This is a genomic window from Bradyrhizobium sp. AUGA SZCCT0169 (assembly GCF_018130085.1).
Lineage (GTDB): Bacteria > Pseudomonadota > Alphaproteobacteria > Rhizobiales > Xanthobacteraceae > Bradyrhizobium.
Genome location: NZ_JAFCMC010000004.1, coordinates 308351 through 332026, shown reverse-complemented (window position 1 = coordinate 332026; position 23676 = coordinate 308351). Strand labels below are relative to the sequence as shown.

23 protein-coding genes are annotated in these 23676 nt (G+C 61.6%); 12 read left to right on the top strand and 11 right to left on the bottom strand.

Annotated elements, in window-relative coordinates:
* Positions 1 to 39: 39 nt before the first annotated feature.
* The gene (locus JQ609_RS07240) at positions 40 to 1308 is read right to left on the bottom strand and encodes an ATP-binding protein (protein ID WP_312014812.1); all 1269 of its coding nucleotides are present in this window, start codon (positions 1306 to 1308) and stop codon (positions 40 to 42) included.
* 134 nt (positions 1309 to 1442) lie between these two features.
* Here JQ609_RS07240 and JQ609_RS07235 point away from each other — a divergent pair, with 134 nt between their 5' ends.
* Positions 1443 to 2087, top strand: a complete 645-nt coding sequence (locus tag JQ609_RS07235) for a response regulator transcription factor (RefSeq protein WP_212036681.1) — start codon at positions 1443 to 1445, stop codon at positions 2085 to 2087.
* 621 nt (positions 2088 to 2708) lie between these two features.
* Entirely contained in the window at positions 2709 to 2936 is a 228-nt protein-coding gene (locus tag JQ609_RS07230) for a hypothetical protein (protein ID WP_212036680.1), read from the top strand.
* An 82-nt stretch (positions 2937 to 3018) separates the two neighbouring features.
* Here the strand turns inward: JQ609_RS07230 and JQ609_RS07225 are convergent, their stop codons facing one another.
* The 10 genes from JQ609_RS07225 to JQ609_RS07180 form a co-directional block, all read right to left on the bottom strand.
* On the bottom strand, positions 3019 to 3342 hold the full coding sequence (locus JQ609_RS07225; protein ID WP_212211219.1) for a hypothetical protein: 324 nt from the start codon (positions 3340 to 3342) through the stop codon (positions 3019 to 3021).
* Between the two features lie 927 nt (positions 3343 to 4269).
* Positions 4270 to 5490, bottom strand: coding sequence for an ABC transporter substrate-binding protein (locus tag JQ609_RS07220; RefSeq protein WP_212272706.1), 1221 nt, complete (start codon positions 5488 to 5490; stop codon positions 4270 to 4272).
* A 330-nt stretch (positions 5491 to 5820) separates the two neighbouring features.
* Complete coding sequence (locus tag JQ609_RS07215; RefSeq protein WP_212207830.1) at positions 5821 to 6024, bottom strand: hypothetical protein; 204 nt, start codon at positions 6022 to 6024, stop codon at positions 5821 to 5823.
* Positions 6025 to 6048: 24 nt separating this feature from the next.
* On the bottom strand, positions 6049 to 6480 hold the full coding sequence (locus JQ609_RS07210; protein WP_249119178.1) for a hypothetical protein: 432 nt from the start codon (positions 6478 to 6480) through the stop codon (positions 6049 to 6051).
* Positions 6481 to 6525: 45 nt separating this feature from the next.
* A complete protein-coding gene (locus tag JQ609_RS07205; protein ID WP_212270316.1) occupies positions 6526 to 7206 on the bottom strand; it encodes a site-2 protease family protein in 681 nt (226 codons plus the stop codon).
* A 52-nt stretch (positions 7207 to 7258) separates the two neighbouring features.
* Positions 7259 to 7657 (bottom strand): GFA family protein, encoded by a 399-nt coding sequence (locus JQ609_RS07200; protein WP_212207831.1) that lies wholly within the window; start codon positions 7655 to 7657, stop codon positions 7259 to 7261.
* Between the two features lies 1 nt (position 7658).
* The gene (locus tag JQ609_RS07195) at positions 7659 to 8405 is read right to left on the bottom strand and encodes an SDR family NAD(P)-dependent oxidoreductase (protein ID WP_212207832.1); all 747 of its coding nucleotides are present in this window, start codon (positions 8403 to 8405) and stop codon (positions 7659 to 7661) included.
* A 26-nt stretch (positions 8406 to 8431) separates the two neighbouring features.
* Positions 8432 to 9163, bottom strand: coding sequence for an SDR family oxidoreductase (locus JQ609_RS07190; RefSeq protein ID WP_212272705.1), 732 nt, complete (start codon positions 9161 to 9163; stop codon positions 8432 to 8434).
* Positions 9164 to 9282: 119 nt separating this feature from the next.
* Positions 9283 to 11109: an IlvD/Edd family dehydratase gene (locus JQ609_RS07185; protein ID WP_212272703.1), complete on the bottom strand. Its 1827-nt coding sequence runs from the start codon at positions 11107 to 11109 to the stop codon at positions 9283 to 9285.
* A gap of 186 nt (positions 11110 to 11295) precedes the next feature.
* Positions 11296 to 12327 (bottom strand): LacI family DNA-binding transcriptional regulator, encoded by a 1032-nt coding sequence (locus tag JQ609_RS07180; protein WP_212034179.1) that lies wholly within the window; start codon positions 12325 to 12327, stop codon positions 11296 to 11298.
* A 199-nt stretch (positions 12328 to 12526) separates the two neighbouring features.
* Between JQ609_RS07180 and JQ609_RS07175 the strand changes: the two genes are divergently transcribed.
* The 10 genes from JQ609_RS07175 (at position 12527) to JQ609_RS07130 (ending at position 23609) form a co-directional block, all read left to right on the top strand.
* A complete protein-coding gene (locus tag JQ609_RS07175; protein ID WP_212272701.1) occupies positions 12527 to 13594 on the top strand; it encodes an ABC transporter ATP-binding protein in 1068 nt (355 codons plus the stop codon).
* Between the two features lie 40 nt (positions 13595 to 13634).
* Positions 13635 to 14954, top strand: coding sequence for an ABC transporter substrate-binding protein (locus tag JQ609_RS07170; protein ID WP_212207836.1), 1320 nt, complete (start codon positions 13635 to 13637; stop codon positions 14952 to 14954).
* Between the two features lie 105 nt (positions 14955 to 15059).
* A complete protein-coding gene (locus JQ609_RS07165) occupies positions 15060 to 16019 on the top strand; it encodes a carbohydrate ABC transporter permease (RefSeq protein WP_192739721.1) in 960 nt (319 codons plus the stop codon).
* On the top strand, positions 16012 to 16947 hold the full coding sequence (locus JQ609_RS07160) for a carbohydrate ABC transporter permease (RefSeq protein ID WP_212207837.1): 936 nt from the start codon (positions 16012 to 16014) through the stop codon (positions 16945 to 16947). Before JQ609_RS07165 ends, JQ609_RS07160 begins: the two co-directional genes overlap by 8 nt.
* Positions 16948 to 17150: 203 nt before the next feature.
* Positions 17151 to 18134: a D-erythronate dehydrogenase gene (gene denD / locus JQ609_RS07155; protein ID WP_212207838.1), complete on the top strand. Its 984-nt coding sequence runs from the start codon at positions 17151 to 17153 to the stop codon at positions 18132 to 18134.
* Between the two features lie 33 nt (positions 18135 to 18167).
* A complete protein-coding gene (locus tag JQ609_RS07150; RefSeq protein ID WP_212272698.1) occupies positions 18168 to 19070 on the top strand; it encodes a sugar kinase in 903 nt (300 codons plus the stop codon).
* Positions 19071 to 19115: 45 nt separating this feature from the next.
* Positions 19116 to 19766, top strand: coding sequence for a bifunctional 4-hydroxy-2-oxoglutarate aldolase/2-dehydro-3-deoxy-phosphogluconate aldolase (gene eda, locus JQ609_RS07145; protein WP_312014816.1), 651 nt, complete (start codon positions 19116 to 19118; stop codon positions 19764 to 19766).
* A 55-nt stretch (positions 19767 to 19821) separates the two neighbouring features.
* Positions 19822 to 20991 (top strand): acetyl-CoA acetyltransferase, encoded by a 1170-nt coding sequence (locus JQ609_RS07140; protein ID WP_212207841.1) that lies wholly within the window; start codon positions 19822 to 19824, stop codon positions 20989 to 20991.
* A 237-nt stretch (positions 20992 to 21228) separates the two neighbouring features.
* The gene (locus JQ609_RS07135) at positions 21229 to 22431 is read left to right on the top strand and encodes a CaiB/BaiF CoA-transferase family protein (protein WP_212272693.1); all 1203 of its coding nucleotides are present in this window, start codon (positions 21229 to 21231) and stop codon (positions 22429 to 22431) included.
* Positions 22432 to 22442: 11 nt separating this feature from the next.
* Positions 22443 to 23609 (top strand): acyl-CoA dehydrogenase family protein, encoded by a 1167-nt coding sequence (locus JQ609_RS07130; RefSeq protein WP_192739714.1) that lies wholly within the window; start codon positions 22443 to 22445, stop codon positions 23607 to 23609.
* The last annotated feature ends 67 nt before the right edge of the window (positions 23610 to 23676 follow it).

Genomic DNA, 23676 nt, shown 5'->3' with positions numbered 1-23676 from the left:
GCTGCATCCTCCGCTGCATCCCTGGCCCAGCGGTGCGCCTCACACGCCAGCCGGCAAACGGCACCGGACGTAGGTCCGACTGTTCTGCCGCTTGAATTCGAATGTCCCGCTCAGGGCCCGGACGCGCTCGTGCATTCCCGTCAATCCGCGGCCAAAGGGCTGGTCCGGTGTAAATCCAACACCATCGTCGGAAATTTCCACCAATACCTGGTTTCCTTCGATCGTCGCCTCGACGCTTGTCGCGCTGGCATTGGCGTGCCTGAGGACATTGGTCACGCCCTCCTGGATAACCCGGTAGATGGTTTGGGAAAGCAGCCCATCGACGTCGTTCAGACGGGGATCGATCCGCACATTCAGCTTGAGGCCGGGCGCCTGCGATCGCGCATACTGCAGCAGGGTCTGGACACTCTTCTCGAGCCCGAGCTCCTGGATATGAAGCGGCCGCAACCGGTCGAGGATACGGCGGTTCGCCAGTTGCAGGGCCTCGACCGATTTAAGCATCGCCTCGACCGAAGCGCCGAGTTTCCTGCGCTGTGCCGCGCCATCCTGTAGCGCCACCGCGTTGGCCCGGATCCCGAACAACAATGGCCCGAGTTCGTCATGAAGGTCGCGCGCGATGTCGCGGCGCTCATCGTCCTGCAGCGACACGACCTTGCGCAGCAGGCTGCGATTGTCCTGGCTCAGTTGGTTCAGCGTGCGTGCGAGTTCATTGGCCAATTCGGAACTCTTGCGTATCTCCGGCGGACCCTTCGCCGCGATCAGGTGCTGGTAGTCCCCCGTCCGCATCCGGGTCAGGCCTTCGCCCAGATTCCGCAGTGCGTCGACCACGGTGCCTGCGGTCAAATAGGCGATAATGCCGGTCACGAGCATCAGGGCGATGACGGATGAAACGAGGGCGAGAAAGCCGACCCATTTCTCGTAGATGTCGGCTGAAAGATCGGGTGAAGACAGGATGTCGCCGACCTGCGTTCCATCGATCCTCACCGGAAACGAGGCGCCAATCTCCGGCAGGCCGAGAAGATGGACGAACCAGTGCGGCACGCGTCCAAGGGAAGTGTGTGTCTCCGCCGGCGAAGGCGTGGTCGTCTCTGTGCCGGTACGGCGGAAGCGGATGGCTTCGGATGAGCCCATCGCCTGCACAAATGCGTCGAGCGTTTGCTGCGGGTTGGCGGACGTCAGCAGCGCGCTGTTGAGCGCCTCGGCAACCACCTTGGCCGATCGCGATGCCGGCTCGCTTTCATCCTTAAGTTGGGTCCGCGCGAAAAGCTGCAGCGAGACGGCCCCGAGCAGCAGCGCGGCCACGAACATGGTGCCGAGCGGAAGAATCAGCCGCATGCGAAGGGAAAGATTCTGCCACATTCGGACTATTCTAACTCCCGTAGCGCAGGTTTCACTTTTCAATTATCGCGAAATGCCTATTTATCCCAAAAGGGGCGGCAAGGATGCAGAACATCGCCAAATCGGCAACCAGGATCCTGATCGTCGACGACCATCCAGTGGTCGTCTCCGGATGCCGTTCGCTGTTCGCTTCGGACGCGACGGTGAAAATTGACGAGGCTGCGGACGCCAAATCCGGTCACAAGGCCTTTATGACGCGACGGCCGGATGTCACAATCATCGATATCAAACTTCCCGACGTCTCGGGATTTGAGCTGATGCGACGGATCCGCAAGGAGGATCCGGACGCGAAAATCATCATGTTCAGCATGAATGACGACCCTGCCTTCGTGGTTCGCGCGGTGGAAATGGGCGCACAGGGTTACGTCGCCAAGGGCGACGATCCACGGACGCTGGTAAAGGCCGTCCGCAAGGTGGCTTCGGGAGAGAATTTCATCTCGCCGCAACTGGCGGAGGCGGTGACGTTCTCGGGCGCCTCCATCAAAGCCAATCCGGCCTCGCAAATGACCGCGCGCGAACTGGAAATCCTGCGCCTGCTGGGCCGCGGCGACAAAATCGTCGAAGTCGCCGACGCGCTCGATATTTCCTACAAGACCGTGGCCAACACCACTTCGCTGCTGAAGCAGAAACTCGGCGCCAAGAACCATTCCGACCTGATCCGGATCGCCGTCGAGATGGAACTGGGCTGACCAGTGTCAGAAAACTGAACTGGCCGCGCCTGTTGGGCGCGACCGTCCATACCGCCGTTGCCTGCCTGCTTTCGTCGGGGCAATGGATCGATGAAAGCAGCACAAGACGAATCAGAGTTTCAGTAGAAGCGACGGTGATGACGCCAGCCGTAATGGTGTCCGCGACCTCGGCCCCAACCACGGTGGTGACCTCGGCCCCAACCACGGTGGTGACCCCGGCCCCCGCGATGTCCGCGACCGTGCCCACGTCCGTGCTTGACCTGGGTCACCCCGTCATCCGACACGGTGAGCGGCGCAATTCCCAGCCTGGCGGAAGCGGATGCGGTCATTGCCAGCAGCAGCGCGCAGCCAATCAATGCAATGCGTCTCATGCAGTCGTCCTCCATCGCATGATTGCGATCACGTCGATAAGTTCCCGGTCTTATGTTTGTTCCGGGGCCCCGGAAAGACTGAGGTCTTTACTGGGCGGTACTGCCGACTATTCCCGACCTGTTTCCGAGTTGCCCGCCGCGCATAGACCGTAATGGAATCCGGGAGCTGAAAACCATTCGGGAAAAAGTGGAACATCCGGTTTCTCCGCGGGTTGCTGATGGCATCACTAAGAACTCGGAGGAGCATACCTTGAAGAAATTTCTGATGATCGGCGCGCTGGCGTTTGCCGCAACGAGCGTAGCCGGGACCGCGATGGCTGCCGAATATTACGTGGTTCGCGACAGCACCACGAAGAAGTGCACGGTGGTCGAAACCAAGCCGACCAGCACGACCACCACCATCGTCGACAACGGCATCTTCAAGACCAAGACGGAGGCCGAAACCGGCATGAAGACGACCAAGGTCTGCACCGAGTAACGACAGACCCTTCCAGGAGAAAGGGCCGCGGTTTTGCCGCGGCCCTTTTTGCGTTTCGATCTGGCTGTGCGTGCCCTGTCAGTTACGGTCGTTCGACGTTGGTAATGGTTTTGCTGCCACCCGCGTCGGTGAGCGTAAACTTGACCCGGTCACCGGCGTGCAGGATGTTCAACAGATTGCCCTGGATCTTGGTCTTGAGCTCTTCGGCAGGACCGTCTGTTTTGGCGCCGCTGGTGCTGGCGCCGACGGTACCGCTCTGCGTTGGAGTCCGGTGCAGCTGGATTGCGATCGTCCCGTCGGTCCGGTCAATTCGCGTGACCGTTCCCGTCATCGCTTGCTGGGCTGAGGCCGCCGAAACGAAGGTGAGGGCGGCCAGTCCAGCCAGCATGATCTTTGCCGTTTTCATGGAAGTCTCCCGGAATTCGAAGCGTTGACGATAATGCCGACAGGACCGGATTGTTCCCGCGGTATTTTGGTTGGCGGGTGCAGTCTGATTTCCTTGTGTGTTTTTAATCTGATTTGTTTGTGGGTTTTTGATGCGAGCGAGCCCATTCCCTTCCGTTCATGTTGACGGCTGGCCGCGACAAAACGACCCGACGGGCAAATCAGTTCTGATTTGCGGAAATCGTGTCAAGCAGAAAATTTCTGTAAATCAAAAATATTTCTGTTGTCGGCCGACCCAAATCAGTGCGCATCTATCGCCATCCCGTCCTGGTCAGAAGGGCGTCGGCCGTCGTCACGGACGTTGGGCGGGTTGCGGTGGGCGCTGGTTTACGCCTCGACGACGGCGTGGATGAGCGTACGGCAAAACCGTGTGGTCCTGGCGCCCGTTGCAGGCGTCAAGTTGCCGGAGAAGCGTGAGCTGAACCGGCAGCGACGGAGTCAACCAAGAACTCGTCTCCGGGGAGATCACGGCATAAGCCGTAAAGCCATTGCGCAGGGAGGCCGGGTGTTCTCCGCTGCCCTGTATGCTCGTGTGCAGCTTTTTTAGTGCAAACCGCACACGGGACCGCGGGTGCAGCGCGCACCCGGTCTTCCCTGCGCCCTCTTATTGGAGGGCGGGAAGTTTCTGGCAAAGCTCGGGCGCAATTGCGTCGCGAGAAGGCGAAGCCACGTTTTGAATGATTGCGCGTCTACAATCACCGCTGTCGTCCCGGGCTTGACCACAGATGCGCAATTGCGCATCTGAGCTCAAGGCCGGGACGACGGATTGGTTAGCTGTTTGAAAATTGAATCAGAGCATCTCGCGACGGACTTGTTTCGCGCCGATCGCCCCAAACAAAAATGCCGGCGATCGCTCGCCGGCATTTTGCACTTGGGACGATCCGCCGGCTCAGGTCTTCTTCAGCAACGGGCAGACGCTCTTGTCGAGCGGAATGAAGGCTTCCTCGGCCGGGATGGTGGCGACGAGGTTGTAATAGTCCCACGGATATTTCGAATCCGCCGGCTTCTTCACCTCGAACAGATAGGCCGGATGGATCTTGCGGCCATCGGCACGAACCGTACCCTTGCCGAACAGGTCGTCGTCAGTCGGCATTTCCTTCATCTTGGCGACCACCGCGCGGCCGTCATGCGGGTTGCCGCCGAGCGCTTCGAGCGCCTTGAAGTAATGGATCAGCGAGGAATAGACGCCGGCCTGCACCATGGTAGGCGGGCCTTTCTTGTGCTTTTCGTTGAAGCGCTTGGTGAAGGCGCGGGTCTTGTCGTTGGCGTCCCAATAGAACGTCTCGGTGAAGTTCAGGCCCTGCGCGACCTTCAGCCCGAGCGCATGAACGTCGGTGATGAACATCAGCATGCCCGCGAGCTTCTGCCCGCCGGAGACGATGCCGAACTCGGCCGCCTGTTTGATCGAGTTGGTGGTGTCGCCGCCGGCATTGGCAAGGCCGATGATCTTCGCCTTCGAGCTCTGCGCCTGCAGCAGGAAAGAGGAGAAGTCGGCATTGTTGAGCGGATGCTTGACGCCGCCGAGCACCTTGCCGCCATTGGCGGTGACGACCGCAGCCGTATCGCGTTCGAGCGCGTGACCGAAGGCGTAGTCCGCCGTCAGGAAGAACCAGCTGTCGCCGCCGGACTTGACCAGCGCCTTGCCGGTGCCGTTGGCCAGCATCCAGGTGTCGTAGACCCAGTGAATCGTGTTCGGCGAGCATTGCGCGCCGGTCAGATCCGACGACGCCGAACCGGAGTTCAAATTGACGACGTTCTTGTCCTTGGCAAGGTTGGAGATCGCAAGGCCGACGCCGGAGCTGGCGAGATCGACGAACACGTCGACCTTCTCGACGTCGATCCACTGCTTGCCGATGTTGACGCCGACATCAGGCTTGTTCTGGTGATCCGCCGAGATCAGTTCGATCTTCCAGCCCTTCGCCAGCAAACCGGAATCCTCGATCGCCATCTGCGCGGCGACGCTGGAGCCGGGGCCGCCGATGTCGGCGTACAGGCCCGATTGATCTCCGAGGCTTCCGACCTTGCCGACCTTGTCGAGCGTTTGCGCAAACGCTGCACCTGCAAATACCAGGCTCGTGGTCATCACCAAAGCTGCAATGGATCGCTTCATTTCCCCTCCAAGGAATCGTAAGGATATTTTTGAATGTTTGGCTAAACTCGCAGCGCCATTATGCCCGGCATCGTGTTCGCCGCCTAGCTGCTGCGATGGATCGTGCGTGCAGGGAATATTCCATGTCGCGGTGAATTCCGGGCACGCGCCGGCGCTGCATGCCACTGAAACGCAAAAATGTCGCGAAGACGTATCGCGTCGATCAGCGCGGTTTCAAAATCATCCCGCCCTGGAATAGAAGGCCGTAGCTCGGAGGCATCGTACGGCCGCGAAGGTCACCGTCATCCCGGCAATCACGCGTTACGCCTGCAACCGTATGCCGCGCCACGGTCAGCTCTCTTTGCCCCATGCCGCAGTCTGCCCATTTGGCGTCAGGTACGGGGCGTCTCCACGCATTGCGACGAGGTCAAGCTCGATCAGTTTCGCCAAATGATCCTTGTTGAACGATCGCCTTCCGGCAATGTCCCGCAACGTCCATCTGAGATCGACGGCGTCGAGCCCGAACTGCGCAAGCGGATCTGCTTCGTTGCTCATGTCGCTTTCTTGCGCGAGGGTTGGCTATCGCCAGAAATAGCGGATGCCGACATAGACGACAACGAGGCACGCAAAGATCAGCGCCACCGGAAGCCGCGGTTTTGCCTGCGGTCCTGATGCAGCGGCCTTTGGCTTGGCAGGCGGCCGGCGAAAGGCGGTGACGTTGCCGGTGTCGGCGGCGGGATCGCTGGATCGCGCGGGAATTTCCGGCGGGGTTCCGGCGCCGCCCATCTCCGCATAATAGCTCTTGTACATCAGCTGGATGGTCGCCTCGGAAGCATCCGCATCCGTCATCTTTTCGAGCAGCTGCCTGTAGCTGACGAGAAAACCTTGCGCCTCGGCGGGCAGGGCGGAAGCGCCGTTGAGCTTGGCGAGCATTTTCCAGGTGGCAAAATCCGCCCTCGCGCGGGTGTCGGCGCGTCGTGCGATCAACATGTCGGCAGCTTTGATCACCATGGCTCCAAGCCAACTCCTCCGTATCCGGCGTTCTCTATCTAAGGTTTATGCGTTGCCCGTGATAAAGAGAAGCGCACGGATCACATAGCCGGTCAGTGTCCGCAGTATTGCCGAAATAACATCAAGATTTAGGCCGAGCTGGCTGCCCAGGATCGGCAGCAGGATCAGGAGGCCGATCAGGATCAGCATGCCATAGGGTTCCAGCCGCGACAGCGGGTAAGCCAGCACCCGTGGCAGCAGCCCCACCGCGACCCTGCCGCCGTCCAGCGGCGGGATCGGCAGCATGTTGAAGATCGCCAGCACGATATTGATCAGGAACGCATTTTTGAGGTTGTCCGCGGTCCATTGCGCCGCATTCGCGGGCACCAGGGGCATGATATGGAAGGCAAGGGCCACCAGCACGGCCAGGACGATGTTGGTGGCCGGGCCCGCCAGCGCGACCCAGACCATGTCGAGCCGGGGATGGTTCAGATTGCGGAAATTCACCGGCACCGGCTTGGCGTAGCCGAACAGGAACGGCGAATGCGACAGCAGCAGCAAGCCGGGGAGAATGACGGTCCCGAACGGGTCGATATGCTTGAAGGGGTTGAGGCTGACCCGGCCGAGTTGCCAGGCCGTGTTGTCGCCGAGGCGATAGGCGGCAAAGGCGTGGGCGGCCTCATGCAGGGTGATGGCGAGCAGGACCGGCAATACCCAGACCGATACTGCGTACAATGAGATGTTCAATCGATCTGCCCCGATTCACGCGCTGTGCTGGGCTCAGCCTAGCACGTCGGCGTCACTGGGGAACCGTCTCCTGGTATTGCGGTAGGCCGTCGTCGAGTCGTACCCAATCGACCTTTTCCGAGACCCAGATGTGCTCGGTCGGCGCAAAGGTGTTGCGGTCGTCGAAGGCGGCAAGCGCGACGCCGACCACCGTGCCGTTGGTTCGCCGGGAAAACAGACGGGTGCCGCAGGCCTTGCAGAACATCCGGTCGAGTGCGTCCGAGGATAAATAACCCGCAGTGTCGCCCTCGACCGTCAGCGCGCGCTGGTCGAACAGCGCGCGGGCAAAGAATGGCGATCCCATCGACTTCTGGCAATTGCGGCAGTGGCAGATCCGGATATTGACCGGCTCGCCGTCGGTCTTGAACCGGACCGCGCCGCACAGGCATCCGCCTTCCCGGATCGTGCCCATTTCAATAGGTCGCCCGGCCGCCGGAAATATCGAACACGGCGCCGGTCGAGAACGCGCAGTCTTCCGACGCCAGCCACGCCACCATCGACGCTAACTCCTGCACCAGCAAGAAGCGGGCTTTCGGGATTTTCGCCAGCATGAAATCGATGTGCTGCTGCGTCATCTGATCGAAGATCGCGGTCTTCGCGGCCGCCGGCGTCACGGCGTTGACGAGAATATCGTGCGCCGCCAGCTCCTTGCCGAGCGATTTTGTCAACGCGATTACACCGGCCTTGGACGCCGAATAATGCGCGGCGTTCGGATTACCTTCCTTGCCGGCGATCGAGGCGATGTTGACGATACGGCCGTATTTGTTGGCGAGCATCGCCGGCACCACGGCCTTGCAGCAGATGAAGGGACCGTCGAGGTTGATGGCCATCACCTTGCGCCAGTCTCCGAGGTCCATCTCCCAGACGGTCTTGTTGGCACCGGTGATGCCGGCATTGTTGACGAGGATGTCGATCTTGCCGAACGCTTTCAGCGTCGCCTCGCGTGCGCTTTCGACGGCGGCCAGATCCGAAACGTCGACCTTGAATGCCCTGACATTGTCGCCGATTTCCTTGGCCGTCTTTTCCGCGAACGGCAGGTCGTTGTCCCAGATCGCGACTTTCGCGCCGGACGCCACGAAGCGTTCGGTGATCGCGCGGCCAAAACCCTGCGCGCCGCCGGTGACGACGGCGCAGCGGCCGTTCAGATCGATCTTGTTCATGCCGGAATCCCTTGATCGCGTGGCCGTTAGAGCATGTAGCCGCCATCGACGACGAGGTCGACGCCGGTGGTGAATGCGCTTTCGTCGCTCCCAAGATAGATCGCCATGGCCGCGATTTCCTCTGCGGTACCGAGGCGGCCCATCTTCTGGCGGGCAACGAACTTCTCGCGTCCATCCGGGCCGGCGGCGGCCGCGCGATCGAGCATCGAAGGTGTCTCCACGGTGCCGGGGCAGATGCTGTTGCAGCGGATGCCCTGATTGATGAAGTCGAGCGCAACCGCGCGCGTGAGCAGCGAAACCGCCGCCTTGGACGCACTATAGACATAACGGTTGGCCGGCGGCCGCAGCGCCGCGCAGGACGAGATGTTGACGATGCTGCCGCCGCCGCCCGCGATCATGGACGGCAGAAACGCCTTGATGGTCCGGTGCATGGATTTGACGTTGAGGTCGAACGAGAAATCCCAGTCTTCTTCCGAACACTCCATGATGGTTCCGTGGTGCACGAAGCCCGCCGCATTGAGCAGGATGTCGATCTTTCCAACGCGCTTGGCGAAAGCGTCGACATCGGCGGTGCTGCGAACGTCGAGCCGGGCCGTCTCGGCGATGCCTTCCTTGCCCAGGGTGGCGATGCCGCTTTCATTGATGTCGGTGGCGATCACGGTGGCGCCTTCACGCGCGAATGCAATTGCGCAGGCACGCCCGATGCCCGCCGCCGCGGCGGTGACGACAGCACGCTTTCCCTTCAGTCGATCAGACATCTTCTTCTTCCTTTGAACCTTAGCGAATTATCTTCGGTGTCATACGCGGGCTTGACCCGCGTATCCATCTTCTCAAGAGGGATGGATTGCCGGGTCAAGCCCGGCAATGACATTGCAGCTTAATGATTATCCCGCGCCACGCCGACCGTGCCGGCGATGTCCTGATAGCGCGTCGCGAACTCCATGCAGGCGCCGGTGGCTTGCTGGCCGACGGTCGAGCGATAGAGTTCCTGCCACGGCGTCTGGTTGGCCGGATATTTGAAACCGCCATTGGCCTTGAGATCGGCATGGCGCTGCTTCAATTCGGCGTCCGGGATCAGGATATTGGCGGAGCCCTTGTTGAGGTCGATGCGAACCTTGTCGCCGGTCCTGAGCACCGCAAGCCCGCCATTGGCGGCGGCCTCCGGCGTGGCGTTGAGGATCGACGGAGAGCCCGAGGTGCCGGACTGCCGGCCGTCGCCGATGCAGGGCAGGGACAGGATGCCGCGTTTGATCAGCGCCGCCGGCGGCTGCATGTTCACGACCTCGGCGCCGCCGGGATAGCCGATCGGACCGGTGCCGCGCACGAACAGGACGCAGTGCTCGTCGATATTGAGCGCGGGATCGTCGATCCGGTCGTGATAGTCCTCGGGACCCTCGAACACGATGGCCCGGCCTTCGAAGGCGTTGGGATCCTTCGGATTAACCAGATAGCGGTCGCGGAATTCCTTGGAGATCACGCTGGTCTTCATGATCGCAGAATCAAACAGATTGCCGCGCAGCACCAGGAAGCCGGCGTCCTTCACCAGCGGCTTGTCATAGCTCCAGATCACGTCGCCATCGGGCTTGGCCGCCTCGCGGCAATTCTCACCCATGGTGCGGCCGTTGACGGTCTTGGCGTCCTCGTGGATGCGCTTGTGCGCCATCAATTCGCGTACCACGGCGGGCAGACCGCCGGCGCGGTGGTATTCCTCGCCGAGATAGAAACCGGCCGGCTGCATGTTCACCATCAAGGGAACGTCGTGGCCATGCTTCTGCCAGTCGTCGATCGACAATTCGACGCCGATATGGCGCGCCAGTGCGTTGATATGGATCGGCGCGTTGGTCGAGCCGCCGATCGCCGAATTCACCACGATGCAGTTCTCGAACGCCTTGCGGGTCAGGATGTCGGACGGCTTGAGATCCTCCCAGACCATCTCGACGATACGCTTGCCGGTTTCGTAGGCGATCTGGCCGCGCTCGCGATAGGGCGCGGGGATCGCCGCACAGCCCGGCAGCGACATGCCGAGCGCTTCCGCCAGCGAATTCATAGTGGAGGCCGTGCCCATGGTGTTGCAATGGCCGACTGAGGGGGCGGAGGAGGCCACGATATTCATGAACTGCTCGTAGTCGATGTCGCCGGCGGCCAGTTCTTCGCGCGCCTTCCAGACCACGGTGCCCGAACCCGTGCGCTTGCCCTGATGCCAGCCGTTGAGCATCGGGCCGCCCGAGAGCACGATAGCGGGCAGATTGACGGTCGCGGCCGCCATCAGGCACGCCGGGGTGGTCTTGTCGCAGCCGGTGGTCAGCACCACACCATCGAGCGGATAGCCGAACAGGATTTCGACCAACCCGAGATAGGCGAGGTTGCGGTCGAGCGCCGCGGTCGGGCGCTTGCCGGTTTCCTGGATCGGATGCACCGGGAATTCCATCGCAATCCCGCCGGCCATACGGATGCCCTCGCGCACCCGGTGCGCCAGTTCGAGATGGTGGCGGTTGCACGGCGACAGATCATTGCCGGTCTGCGCGATGCCGATGATCGGCTTGCCGGACTGCAGTTCTTCCCGGGTCAGGCCGTAATTCAGATAGCGCTCCAGATAGAGCGCGGTCATCCCCGGATTGTGCGGGTTGTTAAACCACTCGAGGGAACGAAGCTTCCGTCCCTTGCCATTGCTGGCACCATTATTGTTGTCGTCATTTTTTTTCATTGGTTCCTCCCGCACTGCAAACTGCGGCTCAGATCACGGCAGCGGTTTCCACCATGCTCAAAATTTCATCCGCTGCAAACGCGGCCGCGCATCCAATTTCTGACTCTCTTGTTCGATCCTAGTTCGCGCCAAAAGACAGCGCTACCATTTTCTATGCAACCCCGCATGAGCCCCGCGAAACAAGGCTCAAGCCGTCTGCGGCGTCGAACTTTCGCGGATCATGAGTTGAAAACCAAGATCGAGGACCGGTTCCCGCGGCCGGCGGCCCTCGATCGCGTCGATCACCATGGTGATGGCGTGACGGCCCATCTCATAGCGATTGGTGCGCACGCTGGTGAGGGAAGGGACGGCGGAAGCCATGAATTCCAGATCGTTGAAGCCGACAATCGCCATCTCGCCGGGAACTGATATCTGGCGGCGCTGGCATTCGAACAGCACGCCGAGCGCAAGGTCGTCATTGACGCAGAATACCGCGTCGATATCAGGCGTCTTCGCAATGAGATCTGCGAACAGCGTACCGCCAAGTGTCACGGTGGTCGGCACCGTCGTTGTGACGACGAGGTTTGGATCGAACAGCGAGGCCGCCTTCATGGCGTCGCGATAGCCGTCGAACCGTCGTTGGACGCGGGGATCCATCCGCGCGCCGAGGAAGCCGATACGCCGGCGCCCTTGCTCGAGAATATGCGAAATGGCTGCAAAACCGGCATCATAATGCGAAAAGCCGATCATCATGTCGACCGGGCTGTCGCCGATCTCCATGATCTGCGCGACCGGGCAATCCATGGTCTCTAGGATGGCGCGGGATTCCGCGGTCTGGTTGATGCCGGTCACGATCAATCCGGCCGGCTTCTGCGCCCGGAACAGCCGCAACATCTTCTCTTCCTGCAGGATGCTGTAGCGCGTATTGGTCAACTGGATGCTGTAGCGGCTCTGCTCGGATGAATCGTAAATGCCACGCAAGACGTCGGCGAACACGCTGTTGGTCAAAGACGGAATCACGACGCCGATGACTTCGGTGCGATGCGAGGCCAGCGCGCGCGCCGCCAGATTGGGCACATAGCCCAGCTCCTTTACGGCGCTGTCAACGCGTTCGCGTTTGGCGAGCGACAGCGCATCCGGGTTTCTGAAGAAGCGGGATGCGGTGATTGGCGACACGCCAGCCAGCTTGGCGACCTCGGTGAGGCGGATTTTGCCAGACTTCGTCGGTTTTCGTGCCATTCCGCGCTCTTACCATAAGAAACTAGACAAATGAACAATTATTGACAGCGCTACCATCGCATTGCTAAAAACCGCCAAACTGCGGATGATAATGCTTGGCTGAATTCGGCTGGATGGCATTAGAGTCGAACAAGACAGCGTGGCGCCGATCTTACATCCGATGGCGTCAGAAAACAGAAATTGAGGGGAGAGAAGTCCGATGTCGTCGGTACAGATTCGCGACGTGCGAAAGTCGTTCGGTAATTTTGAGGTTTTGCACGGCGTTTCGATTCCGATCGAGGACGGCGAGTTCGTCGTGCTCGTCGGCCCCTCCGGTTGCGGCAAATCGACCCTGCTGCGGATGCTCGCGGGCCTGGAAAACATCACGTCAGGCACGATTTCGATCGGCGACAAGGTGGTCAACAATGTCCAGCCGAAAGAGCGCGACATTGCGATGGTGTTCCAGAACTATGCGCTCTATCCGCATATGACGGTCGCCGACAATATGGGCTTCTCGCTCAAGCTGCGCGGCGCCAAGCCTGAGGAGATCTCCACCGGCGTCAAGCGTGCCGCGGAAATCCTGGCGCTGACCCCATTGCTCGAGCGTTATCCCCGGCAATTGTCCGGTGGTCAGCGTCAGCGCGTCGCGATGGGCCGCGCCATCGTTCGCGATCCCCAGGTGTTCCTGTTCGACGAGCCGCTGTCCAACCTCGACGCCAAGCTGCGCGTAGCGATGCGCACTGAAATCAAGGAACTGCACCAGCGCCTGCGCACTACGACGGTCTACGTCACCCACGACCAGATCGAAGCCATGACCATGGCCGACAAAATCGTGGTGATGCATGACGGCATCGTCGAACAGATGGGCACGCCGCTCGAACTGTACGATACGCCGGCCAACCAGTTCGTGGCGGGCTTTATCGGTTCGCCGGCGATGAACTTCCTCAAAGGCAAGGTGAAGTCGAACGGCATCGCCGGTTTCGAAGGCCCGAACGGTGTCAGGCTGCCGCTGATGTCGGCACCGGCCAACTCCGAAGGTAAACCGGCGGTCTATGGCGTCCGGCCCGAGCATTTCACCATCGCCGATGACGGCGCCGAAGCCGAGATCGTGGTGGTCGAGCCGACCGGCTCGGAGACCCAGGTCTTCGCCAAGCTCGGCGGCGAACAGGTCGTCGCCGTGTTCCGCGAGCGACATCAATTCAATCCGGGCGACAAGATCCGGCTGAAGCCAGATCCTGCGCTCGTCCATCTGTTTGACGAGACCACAGGAAAGCGACTGAACGCCTAAAAAACATAATCAAAATCAAATTCACAGGGGAGGATCTACCATGCACGATTTTACTCGCCGCTCGCTGCTTCAAGGCAGCACTGCGCTGGCCGCGGCTGGCGCGCTGACCGGGCCTGCACTGCTGGATTTCGCCAAGGCCTGGGCGCAAGCCTCGCCGTGGAAAGCGGAGCCGGGCGCCAAGCTGACGGTGATGCGCTGGAAGCGTTTCGTGCCGGCGGAAGACGATGCCTTCAACGCCATGGTCGCCGCCTTCAAAGCCGCGACCGGCACCGAGATGAACGTGTTCAGCGAGTCCTTTGAGGACGTGCAGCCGAAGGCGTCCGTCGCTGCGAATACCGGTTCCGGACTGGATGTCGTCTGGGGCCTGCATACGCTGCCGCAGCTATTCCCGACCCAGGTGATGCCGCTGAACGACGTCGCCGATTATCTCGGCAAGAAATACGGCGGATGGACCGAAGCCGCGGCTATTACCTGTAAGCAGGGCAACAACTGGCTGGGTATCCCGGTCGCCACCATCGGCGGCTACATGACCTATCGAAAGTCTGCCGTGGACAAAGCGGGCTTCAGCGAGTTTCCCAAGGACTTCCCCGGCTTCCTTGAACTGTGCAAGGCGCTCAAGAAAAACAATACCCCGGCGGGCTTCGCGCTCGGCCATGCGACCGGCGACGCCAATGGCTGGCTGCACTGGATCCTTTGGGGTCACGGCGCCTATACCGTCGACAAGAGCGACAAGGTGATCATCAACTCGCCGGAGACCCTGAAGGCGCTGGAATACACCAAGGCGCTTTCGGAAACCTTCATTCCGGGTGCAGCGTCGTGGAACGATGGTTCCAATAACAAGGCGTACCTCTCGGGCGAACTCTATGTCACCGCCAACGGCATCTCGATCTATGTCGCGGCCAAGGATGACCCGACCAAGAAAGAGCTCACCGAGGACACCTATCACGCGCTGTATCCGGTCGGTCCGATCGGCAAGCCGACTGAACTTCAGCTGTGCGTCCCGATCCTGGCGTTCAAATTCACGAAGTATCCGAACGCCGCCAAGGCCTTCATCGCCTTCATGCTGGAAAAGGAAAACTACGACAAGTGGCTGACCGGCGCGCGCGGTTATCTGACCCACACGCTCAACGCCTACGACAACTCGCCGGTGTGGACGGCAGATCCGAAGAACGCGGTGTTTGGCCAGGCCAGCAAGCGCGCGCTTCCGGCTTCCGGCATCGGTACCCCCGGCGAGAAGGCGGCGACCGCGATCGCCGACTTCCTGGTGGTCGACATGTTCGCGAACTATTGCACCGGCCGTGAGACCGCCGCCGGTGCGATTGCGATCGCCGAACGGCAGCTGAAGCGCATCTATCGCTGATGACAACAGCTACGGGCGGCACGCAAATGCCGCCCGTAGTTGCCGGATGCTTCGCTATCGAGGACGAGACGGCGCCACGGCCGTTACACTTGCGGGATTTTGTCAATGGCTGACGTCGCCCTCCAACCCCGGACTGCCAGACGGCCGATTCGCGAGGCGTCGAGGTGGGACCTGATCAAGGCCAACCGCAACTATCTCGGCTTCTGGTTCATGCTGCCCGCGATGGTGTTCCTGGTTCTGTTCCTGGCTTATCCGCTGGGGCTGGGAATCTGGATTTCGTTCACCGACGCGCGCATCGGCAGGCCCGGCGCGTTCGTCGGCCTGGAAAACTATGAGTGGCTGTGGGGCGACTCGATCTTCTGGCTGTCGGTATTCAACACGCTGCTCTACACATCCGTCGCCAGTGTCATCAAGTTCGCGATCGGTCTTTATCTCGCGCTGCTGCTGAACGAGAACATGCCGTTCAAGGCCATGCTGCGAGCCTTGGTGCTGATCCCCTTCATCGTGCCGACGGTGCTGTCGGCGCTGGCGTTCTGGTGGATCTTCGATTCGCAGTTCTCGATCATTTCCTGGTCGCTGAAGCAGATGGGACTGATCACCGACAATATCAATTTCCTCGGCGATGTGACCTGGGCGCGGATCTGCGTGATCTTCGCCAACATCTGGCGCGGCGTTCCCTTCGTTGCGATCACGCTGCTGGCCGGGCTGCAGACGGTGTCGCCGTCGCTTTACGAAGCCGCGACGCTCGATGGTGCGACCAGCTGGCAGCGGTTCCGGTTCATCACCTATCCGCTGCTGACGCCGATCATTGCCGTCGTGATGACCTTCTCGGTGCTGTTCACGTTCACCGATTTCCAGTTGATCTGGGCGATGACGCGCGGCGGTCCGGTCAATGCTACGCACTTGATGGCGACGCTGTCCTATCAGCGGGCGATCATCGGCGGCGTTCTCGGTGAGGGGGCCGCGATCTCGAATGCGATGATTCCGTTCCTGCTGGCGGCGATCATGGTCTCCTGGTTCGGACTGCAGCGCCGCAAGTGGCAGCAAGGTGAAAACAATGACTGATCTGCCCACACAGAGGCTCGACCTCAAAGGGGTGTTGTCGGGATCGTCGCGAACGGCGGCTGCCGACGATCATTCCGTCGGCATGAGCTATCTTGAGTCGCTGCCGCGGCGCCTGGTGACGCTTTATATGCCGCTGGGGATCATCGTGGTCGTGCTGCTGTTCCCGTTCTACTGGATGGCGCTCACCGCCATCAAGCCGGACGAGCAGCTGCTCGACCTCAATACGTACAATCCGTTCTGGACCTGGAATCCGACGTTCAAGCACATCTACAAGCTGCTGTTCGGTAGCTACTATCCGCTTTGGCTGTGGAACACGATGTATGTGGCGGTCTGCTCGACCGTACTGTCGATCTTCGCCAGCGTGCTGGCGGCCTATGCCATCGTGCGGCTGCGCTATCGCGGCGCGCAATGGGTTGGCGGGCTGATCTTCCTGTCCTATCTGGTGCCGCCCTCGATCCTGTTCATTCCGCTCGCGACCGTGGTGTTCCAATATGGGCTGTTCGACACGCCGTTCGCGCTGATCCTGACCTATCCGACCATCCTGATCCCGTTCTCGACCTGGCTGTTGATGGGCTATTTCAAGACCATCCCGTTCGAGCTGGAAGAGTGCGCGCTGATCGACGGCGCCAGCCGATGGCAGATCCTGACCAAGATCGTGCTGCCGCTGGCGATCCCGGGATTGATCTCGGCCTTCATCTTCTGCTTCACGCTGTGCTGGAACGAGTTCATCTACGCGCTGACTTTCCTGACTTCGGTGCAGAACAAGACGGTGCCGGTCGCGATCGTCAACGAATTCGTCGATGGCGACGTCTATCGCTGGGGATCGTTGATGGCCGGTGCGCTGGCGGGCTCGCTGCCGCTGGTTATCCTTTACGCCTTCTTCGTCGAGCATTATGTGTCGGCCATGACGGGAGCCGTGAAAGAGTGAGCACGCAGGCCAGAAGCAAGAACTAACAAGCCAACGCTGTCGTCCCGGCCTAGGGCGCAATTGCGCTCCGAAGCAGGGACCCATAACCACCGGCAGCAATCGTTGAAACGAAGTCGTCAACCATTTCGTCTCAGTCACATCGGCCGCGGCGTGTGGGTCCCGGCTCAAGGCCGGGACGACCAATAATGAAAAAGGAGTAGGTCTTGCACATTCTTATTCTGGGTGCCGCCGGCATGGTCGGCCGCAAGCTGACCGAGCAACTGCTGCGCGACGGCCGCCTCGGCAAGCAAGACATCACCCGCATGACGCTGCAGGACGTGGTGGCACCCACCAAGCCGGCCAGCTCGATCCCGGTCAACGTCGTTGCCTCCGATTTTGCCGATGCCGGCGCCGCCGCGCCGCTGATCGCCGAACGGCCTGACGTGATCTTCCATCTCGCCGCCATCGTGTCGGGCGAGGCGGAGGCCGAATTCGACAAGGGCTACCGGATCAATCTCGACGGCACCCGCTACCTGATCGACGCGATTCGTGCGATCGGCGGCGGCTACAAGCCGCGGCTGGTGTTCACGTCCTCGATCGCGGTGTTCGGCGCGCCGTTCCCCGAAAAGATCGGCGACGAGTTCTTCCATACGCCATTGACGAGCTACGGCACCCAGAAGTCGATCTGCGAACTCCTGATCAACGACTACACCCGCAAAGGCCTGCTCGACGGCATCAGCATCCGCCTGCCGACGATCTGCGTGCGGCCGGGCAAGCCGAACAAGGCGGCGTCCGGATTCTTCTCCAACATCATCCGCGAGCCGCTGGCGGGCGAGGAGGCGGTGCTGCCGGTGACCGAAGACGTGCGGCACTGGCATGCCTCGCCGAAATCGGCGGTCGGCTTTCTCATGCACGCGGGCACCATGGACCTCAATGCGATGGGCGCGCGGCGCAATCTCAGCATGCCCGGGATGTCGGTGACCGTCGGCGAACAGATCGCAGCGCTTGATCGCGTTGCCGGCAAGAACGTCACCGCGCGCATCAAGCGGGTGCCCGATCCGACCATCATCAGCATCGTCAGCGGCTGGCCGCGCGATTTCGTCACCGACCGCGCGCTCAAGCTCGGCTTCACCACAGCCGAGAAGACGTTTGATGACATCATCCGGATTCACATCGCAGATGAACTCGGCGGCAAATTCGCGGCCTGACGTGCCGATAAGCGCTGCCGCATGGATGCGGTCATGACCGGGGTAGCCTGCATCGGCGAATGCATGGTCGAGCTGAAACAGGCCGAGGGCGGCCTGTTTTCACGTGGCTATGGCGGCGACACGCTGAATACCGCCGTTTATCTTGCCCGGCTTGGCGCCGGCACGGATTACATCACCGCGCTCGGCGACGATACGCTCAGCGACGAGATGATTGCGGGCTGGGCCGCGGAGGGGGTCGGCACCACGCGTGTGTCGCGGTTGCCAGGCAAATTGCCGGGCCTCTACATGATCGAGACCGACGACAAGGGCGAGCGTCGTTTCTTTCACTGGCGCGAGAGCGCCGCCGCACGCAGCCTGATGGATCTGCCGGAGACAGCGGATATCCTGGAGTCGCTCGCGAGTTACGACATCGTCTACCTCTCGGCGATCACGCTGTCGCTTTACAACGACGCCGGTCGCGGGCGGTTGTTCTCGGGGATCAAGCGCGCGCGGGAAAGCGGCGCGCGTTTTGCCTTCGATACCAACTTCCGCGCCCGCGGCTGGCCGGATCTGGAGATAGCCCGCACCGTTTATCAGGACGCATTCGATCTCGCCGATATCGTCTTGGCCTCGACCGAGGATTTGCTACCGCTCTATCCCAAAGCGACCAACGAGGATCTGCTGGCGCGCATTCCAGGCGGGGAGGTGGTGCTAAAACTTTCCGAACCCGCGAGCATCCTTCGTCTCGACGGCGTTTTGCATCGGACCCGGGCCGAGCCGCTGACGAAGCCCGTCGTCGACACCACGGCGGCCGGCGACAGTTTTGCAGCCGCCTACATCGCCGCACGGCTTGCGGGTGCCGGGCCGGTTGAGGCCGCGCGGGCCGGGCACCGTCTTGCCGGCGTTGTGGTATGTCACCCCGGCGCGATTATTCCGCGCAACGCGATGCCGGCCTGATATCGTTGGCACACCAGCAACCTCTCGCAAGGCGTTCCTATGAGCGTGAATGTAACAGCAAGGCAGGAAAAGCTCGCTGACTTGGTGAAGTCCGCCACCGTCATCCCGGTGCTCACCATTGAGCGGCTGGAACACGCGGTGCCGCTGGCCAGGGCGCTGGTTGCCGGGGGCGTGCGCGTGCTGGAAGTGACGCTGCGTACGCCGGTAGCGATCGAGGCCGCCAAGGCCATGATCGCGGAGGTGCCGGACGCCATTGTCGGGATCGGCACCATCCTGAACGGCGATGATCTCAAGCGAACTGAGGCGCTCGGCGCCAAATTCGGCATCAGCCCGGGTGCGACGCCCGAACTGCTGAAGGCTGCTGCGGCCAGCGACCTGCCGTTTGCGCCGGGTATCGCGACTGCGTCCGAACTGATGCAGGCGCTGGCGCACGGGTTCGATCTCGTCAAATTCTTCCCGGCGGAACAGTCCGGCGGTATCAAGGCACTGCGTGCGCTCGCAGGTCCGTTTCCGCATATTCGGGTTTGCCCGACCGGCGGCATTGGCGAGGCCAACGCCGCGGCGTGGCTGGCCGAGCCGAACGTGCTGGCCGTGGGCGGTTCCTGGCTCTGCCCGGCGGCGGATATCCGGTCCGGCAACTGGGCCGGCATTTCAGCCATGTGCGCGCGGGCGATGAAAACGCTGAAACCGGCGTGAAGTATTTTTTCCGATAGGGTACAAAACCGTCCGAACCGGAACAGGGAGAACGACCATGACAGCCAGCATCGTGGGATGGGCGCACACGCCATTCGGCAAGTTCGACGCGGAGACCGTTGAAAGCCTGGTGGTGAAGGTAGCGACCGACGCATTGGCCGATGCCGGCATTTCTGCTGGCGATGTCGACGAGATCGTGCTCGGGCATTTCAATGCCGGCTTCTCACCGCAGGATTTTACCGCCTCGCTGGTGCTGCAGGCCGACCCCAAATTGCGCTTCAAGCCGACCACGCGGGTCGAGAATGCCTGCGCCACCGGCTCGGCCGCGGTGCATCAGGGCATCCGCGCGATTGCCGCAGGCGCGGCCAAGATCGTGCTGGTGGTCGGCGTCGAGCAGATGACGCGCACGCCGGGTCCGGAGATCGGCAAGTATCTGCTGAAAGCGTCGTATCTGCCGGAGGACGGCGACACGGTCGGCGGTTTTGCCGGGGTGTTCGGCAAGATCGCGCAGAGCTATTTCCAGAAATATGGCGACCAGTCCGATGCGCTGGCGATGATCGCGGCGAAGAACCACAAGAACGGCGTTGCGAATCCTTACGCGCAGATGCGCAAGGACTTTGGCTATGAGTTCTGCCGTGCCGAGAGCGAGAAGAACCCGTTCGTCGCGGGCCCCTTGAAGCGCACCGATTGCTCGCTGGTGTCGGATGGCGCAGCAGCATTGGTGCTGACAGATTCGGAGACCGCCAAGACCATGGGCAAGGCGGTGAATTTCCGCGCCACCGCGCACGCGCAGGACTTCCTGCCGATGTCCAAGCGCGACATCCTGCAGTTCGAAGGCTGCACGGTGGCCTGGCAGCGCGCGCTGCAGCAGGCCGGCGTCAGCCTTTCCGATCTGTCGTTCGTCGAAACCCATGACTGCTTCACCGTCGCCGAGCTGATCGAATATGAAGCGATGGGCCTGACGCCGCGCGGGCAGGGCGCCCGCGCTATCAAAGAAGGCTGGACACAGAAGGACGGCAAGCTGCCGGTCAACCCGTCAGGCGGGTTGAAGGCGAAGGGCCATCCGATCGGCGCCACCGGCGTCTCCATGCATGTGATGAGCGCGATGCAGCTGACCGGCCAGGCGCCCGAGGGCATGCAGCTGAAGAATCCAAAGCTCGCCGGCATCTTCAACATGGGTGGCGCCGCGGTGGCGAATTACGTCTCGGTGTTGGAGCCGGGGAAGTAAGTTTGTCGTCCCGGCCTTGAGCCGGGACCCATAGCCACCGAACGTTGTTGGTGCAAAAGGTGTCAGCCACCTTACCCAATCGATAGTACAACGCGGTATGGGTCCCGGCTCGAGGCCGGGACGACCCGAAGTATCGAGCCCCGCCACGCATACGTCCATACGCCGGACGCCCTTGCTCTTCGTTTCACCCTGCCGTTACTAGATGGGGAATAAACGACATCCGGGAGCGAATTGGGCATGGGACCACTGAAAGGCATCAAGGTCGTCGACATGACGTCCGTGCTGATGGGGCCCTTTGCCACCCAGACGCTCGGCGATTACGGCGCCGACATCATCAAGGTGGAATCGCATGATGGCGACGTCACGCGGCAGATCGGGCCGACGCGGCATCCCGGCATGGGGCCGGTGTTCCTCAACACCAACCGCAACAAGCGCAGCATCTGCCTCGACTTGAAAAAGCCGGCCGGACGCGATGCCGTGCTGCGGCTGATCGCGCAGGCCGACGTGCTGGTCTACAATGTGCGCCCGCAGGCGATGGCGCGGCTGCAGCTCGGCTACGACGTGGTCTCGAAAACCAACCCGCGCCTGATCTATGCCGGCGTGTTCGGTTTTGGTCAGGACGGGCCTTATGCCGCCAAACCCGCTTATGACGATCTGATCCAGGGGGCCACCGCGCTGCCGGCGCTGATGGCGCAGACCGGCGACGGCGTGCCGCGTTATGTTCCGAATGCTTTGGTCGACCGCATCGTCGGTCTCACCGCGGTCGGTGCGATCTGCGCCAGTCTTGTGGATCGCGACCGCACCGGGCGCGGCCAGCGCGTCGACATCCCGATGTTCGAGACGATGGCGAGTTTTGTGATGGGCGATCATATGGGCGGGCTCACTTATGAGCCGCCGCTCGACAAGGGCGGCTACGCCCGGCATCTGTCGCCGGACCGGCGGCCCTACAAGACGTCCGACGGCTACATCTGCGTGATCGTCTACAACGACAAGCAGTGGGAGAATTTCTTCACCGCTACCGGCCGCGACGATCTGCGCAGCAATCCGAAATTCGCAACCTTTGCCGGCCGCGCCACGAATATCGACACCGTCTATGCCGAACTGGCGCGCATCCTCGAAACCAAGAGCACGGCCGAGTGGACCGCCATCCTCGAAAAGGCCGACGTGCCGGTCATGCCGATGCATGACCTCGAAAGCCTGCTGCAGGATCCGCACATCGTCGCGACCGATTTCGCGCCCGTGACCGATCATCCGACCGAGGGACGTATTCGCAACATGCGCTCCTCGGCGCGGTGGTCGGAGACGCCGGTGGAAATGACTCGGCTGGCGCCGCGCCTCAGCGAACACAGCGCCGAGATTCTGCAGGAAGCAGGTTTTTCGGCAGACGAGATTGCCGCCCTGGTTCGCGACGGCGTCACCAAGGCCGTATCAAACACCTAAGGACTGAGACCATGGATTTCGCGCTGTCGGCCAACCAGGAATCGATCCGCGACGCGATCGGGAAAATCTGCTCGCGCTTTGACGACGCCTATTGGCTGAAGAAGGACAAGGAAGGCGGCTATCCCGCCGACTTCCACCGCGCGCTGGCCGATGCCGGCTGGCTCGGCATCTGCATTCCCGAGGAATATGGCGGATCGGGGCTCGGCATCACCGATGCCGCGATCATGATGCGCACGATTTCGGAGTCGGGCGCCGGCATGTCGGGTGCGTCGGCGGTGCACATGAACGTGTTCGGCCTCAATCCGGTGGTCGTGTTCGGCACCAAGGAGCAATGCACGCGCATGCTGCCGCCGATCATCGACGGCCGCGACAAATCCTGCTTTGCGGTGACCGAGCCCAATACCGGGCTCAACACCACGCAGCTGAAAACCCGGGCCGTGCGCAAGGGCGACAAATATATCGTCAACGGTCAAAAGGTCTGGATCTCGACGGCGCAGGTCGCCAACAAGATCCTCCTGCTGGCGCGCACCACGCCGCTGGAAGAGGTGAAGACGCCGACGCAGGGCCTGAGCCTGTTCTATACGGATTTCGACAAGCAGCGCGTCGCCGTGCACGAGATCGAGAAGATGGGCCGCAAGCCCGTCGATTCCAACGAATTGTTCTTCGAGAATTTTGAAATCCCGGTCGAGGATCGCCTCGGCGAGGAAGGCCGCGGCTTCGAGTATATCCTGCACGGCATGAATCCCGAGCGCATCCTGATCGCAGCCGAAGCCGTCGGGCTTGGCCAGGTCGCGCTGTCGCGGGCGTCGGCCTATGCCAAGAACCGCATCGTGTTCAATCGCCCGATCGGCATGAACCAGGGCATCCAGCACCCGCTCGCAAAAAACTGGATGGAGCTGGAAGCCGCATGGCTGATGGTGCTTTCGGCCGGCTGGCAATACGACCAGGGCATGCCGTGCGGCCCGGCGGCCAATGCCGCCAAATATCTCGCCGCCGAAGCCGGCTTCCATGCCTGCGAGCAGGCCGTCATGACTCATGGCGGTTTCGGCTACGCCAAGGAATATCACGTCGAGCGTTACTTGCGAGAATCTTTGATCCCGCGCATCGCCCCGATCAGCCCGCAGCTCATTCTCAGTTTTATCGCCGAGAAGGTGCTGGGCCTGCCGAAGTCGTATTGAAGATGAATTCCAGGCCTCTCTCCTCGTCATTCCGGGACGCGCCACTTGGCGCGGGCCCGGAGTCCAT

Excerpts from the sequence above, each read along its gene's own strand:
- JQ609_RS07240 (WP_312014812.1), bottom strand. The coding sequence starts at position 1,308 with ATGTTCGTGGCCGCGCTGCTGCTCGGGGCCGTCTCGCTGCAGCTTTTC.
- JQ609_RS07235 (WP_212036681.1), top strand. The coding sequence starts at position 1,443 with ATGCAGAACATCGCCAAATCGGCAACCAGGATCCTGATCGTCGACGAC.
- JQ609_RS07225 (WP_212211219.1), bottom strand. The coding sequence starts at position 3,342 with ATGAAAACGGCAAAGATCATGCTGGCTGGACTGGCCGCCCTCACCTTC.
- JQ609_RS07220 (WP_212272706.1), bottom strand. The coding sequence starts at position 5,490 with ATGAAGCGATCCATTGCAGCTTTGGTGATGACCACGAGCCTGGTATTT.
- JQ609_RS07215 (WP_212207830.1), bottom strand. The coding sequence starts at position 6,024 with ATGAGCAACGAAGCAGATCCGCTTGCGCAGTTCGGGCTCGACGCCGTC.
- JQ609_RS07210 (WP_249119178.1), bottom strand. The coding sequence starts at position 6,480 with ATGGTGATCAAAGCTGCCGACATGTTGATCGCACGACGCGCCGACACC.
- JQ609_RS07200 (WP_212207831.1), bottom strand. The coding sequence starts at position 7,657 with ATGGGCACGATCCGGGAAGGCGGATGCCTGTGCGGCGCGGTCCGGTTC.
- JQ609_RS07195 (WP_212207832.1), bottom strand. The coding sequence starts at position 8,405 with ATGAACAAGATCGATCTGAACGGCCGCTGCGCCGTCGTCACCGGCGGC.
- JQ609_RS07190 (WP_212272705.1), bottom strand. The coding sequence starts at position 9,163 with ATGTCTGATCGACTGAAGGGAAAGCGTGCTGTCGTCACCGCCGCGGCG.
- JQ609_RS07185 (WP_212272703.1), bottom strand. The coding sequence starts at position 11,109 with ATGAAAAAAAATGACGACAACAATAATGGTGCCAGCAATGGCAAGGGA.
- JQ609_RS07180 (WP_212034179.1), bottom strand. The coding sequence starts at position 12,327 with ATGGCACGAAAACCGACGAAGTCTGGCAAAATCCGCCTCACCGAGGTC.
- JQ609_RS07175 (WP_212272701.1), top strand. The coding sequence starts at position 12,527 with ATGTCGTCGGTACAGATTCGCGACGTGCGAAAGTCGTTCGGTAATTTT.
- JQ609_RS07170 (WP_212207836.1), top strand. The coding sequence starts at position 13,635 with ATGCACGATTTTACTCGCCGCTCGCTGCTTCAAGGCAGCACTGCGCTG.
- JQ609_RS07165 (WP_192739721.1), top strand. The coding sequence starts at position 15,060 with ATGGCTGACGTCGCCCTCCAACCCCGGACTGCCAGACGGCCGATTCGC.
- JQ609_RS07160 (WP_212207837.1), top strand. The coding sequence starts at position 16,012 with ATGACTGATCTGCCCACACAGAGGCTCGACCTCAAAGGGGTGTTGTCG.
- JQ609_RS07150 (WP_212272698.1), top strand. The coding sequence starts at position 18,168 with ATGACCGGGGTAGCCTGCATCGGCGAATGCATGGTCGAGCTGAAACAG.
- JQ609_RS07140 (WP_212207841.1), top strand. The coding sequence starts at position 19,822 with ATGACAGCCAGCATCGTGGGATGGGCGCACACGCCATTCGGCAAGTTC.
- JQ609_RS07135 (WP_212272693.1), top strand. The coding sequence starts at position 21,229 with ATGGGACCACTGAAAGGCATCAAGGTCGTCGACATGACGTCCGTGCTG.
- JQ609_RS07130 (WP_192739714.1), top strand. The coding sequence starts at position 22,443 with ATGGATTTCGCGCTGTCGGCCAACCAGGAATCGATCCGCGACGCGATC.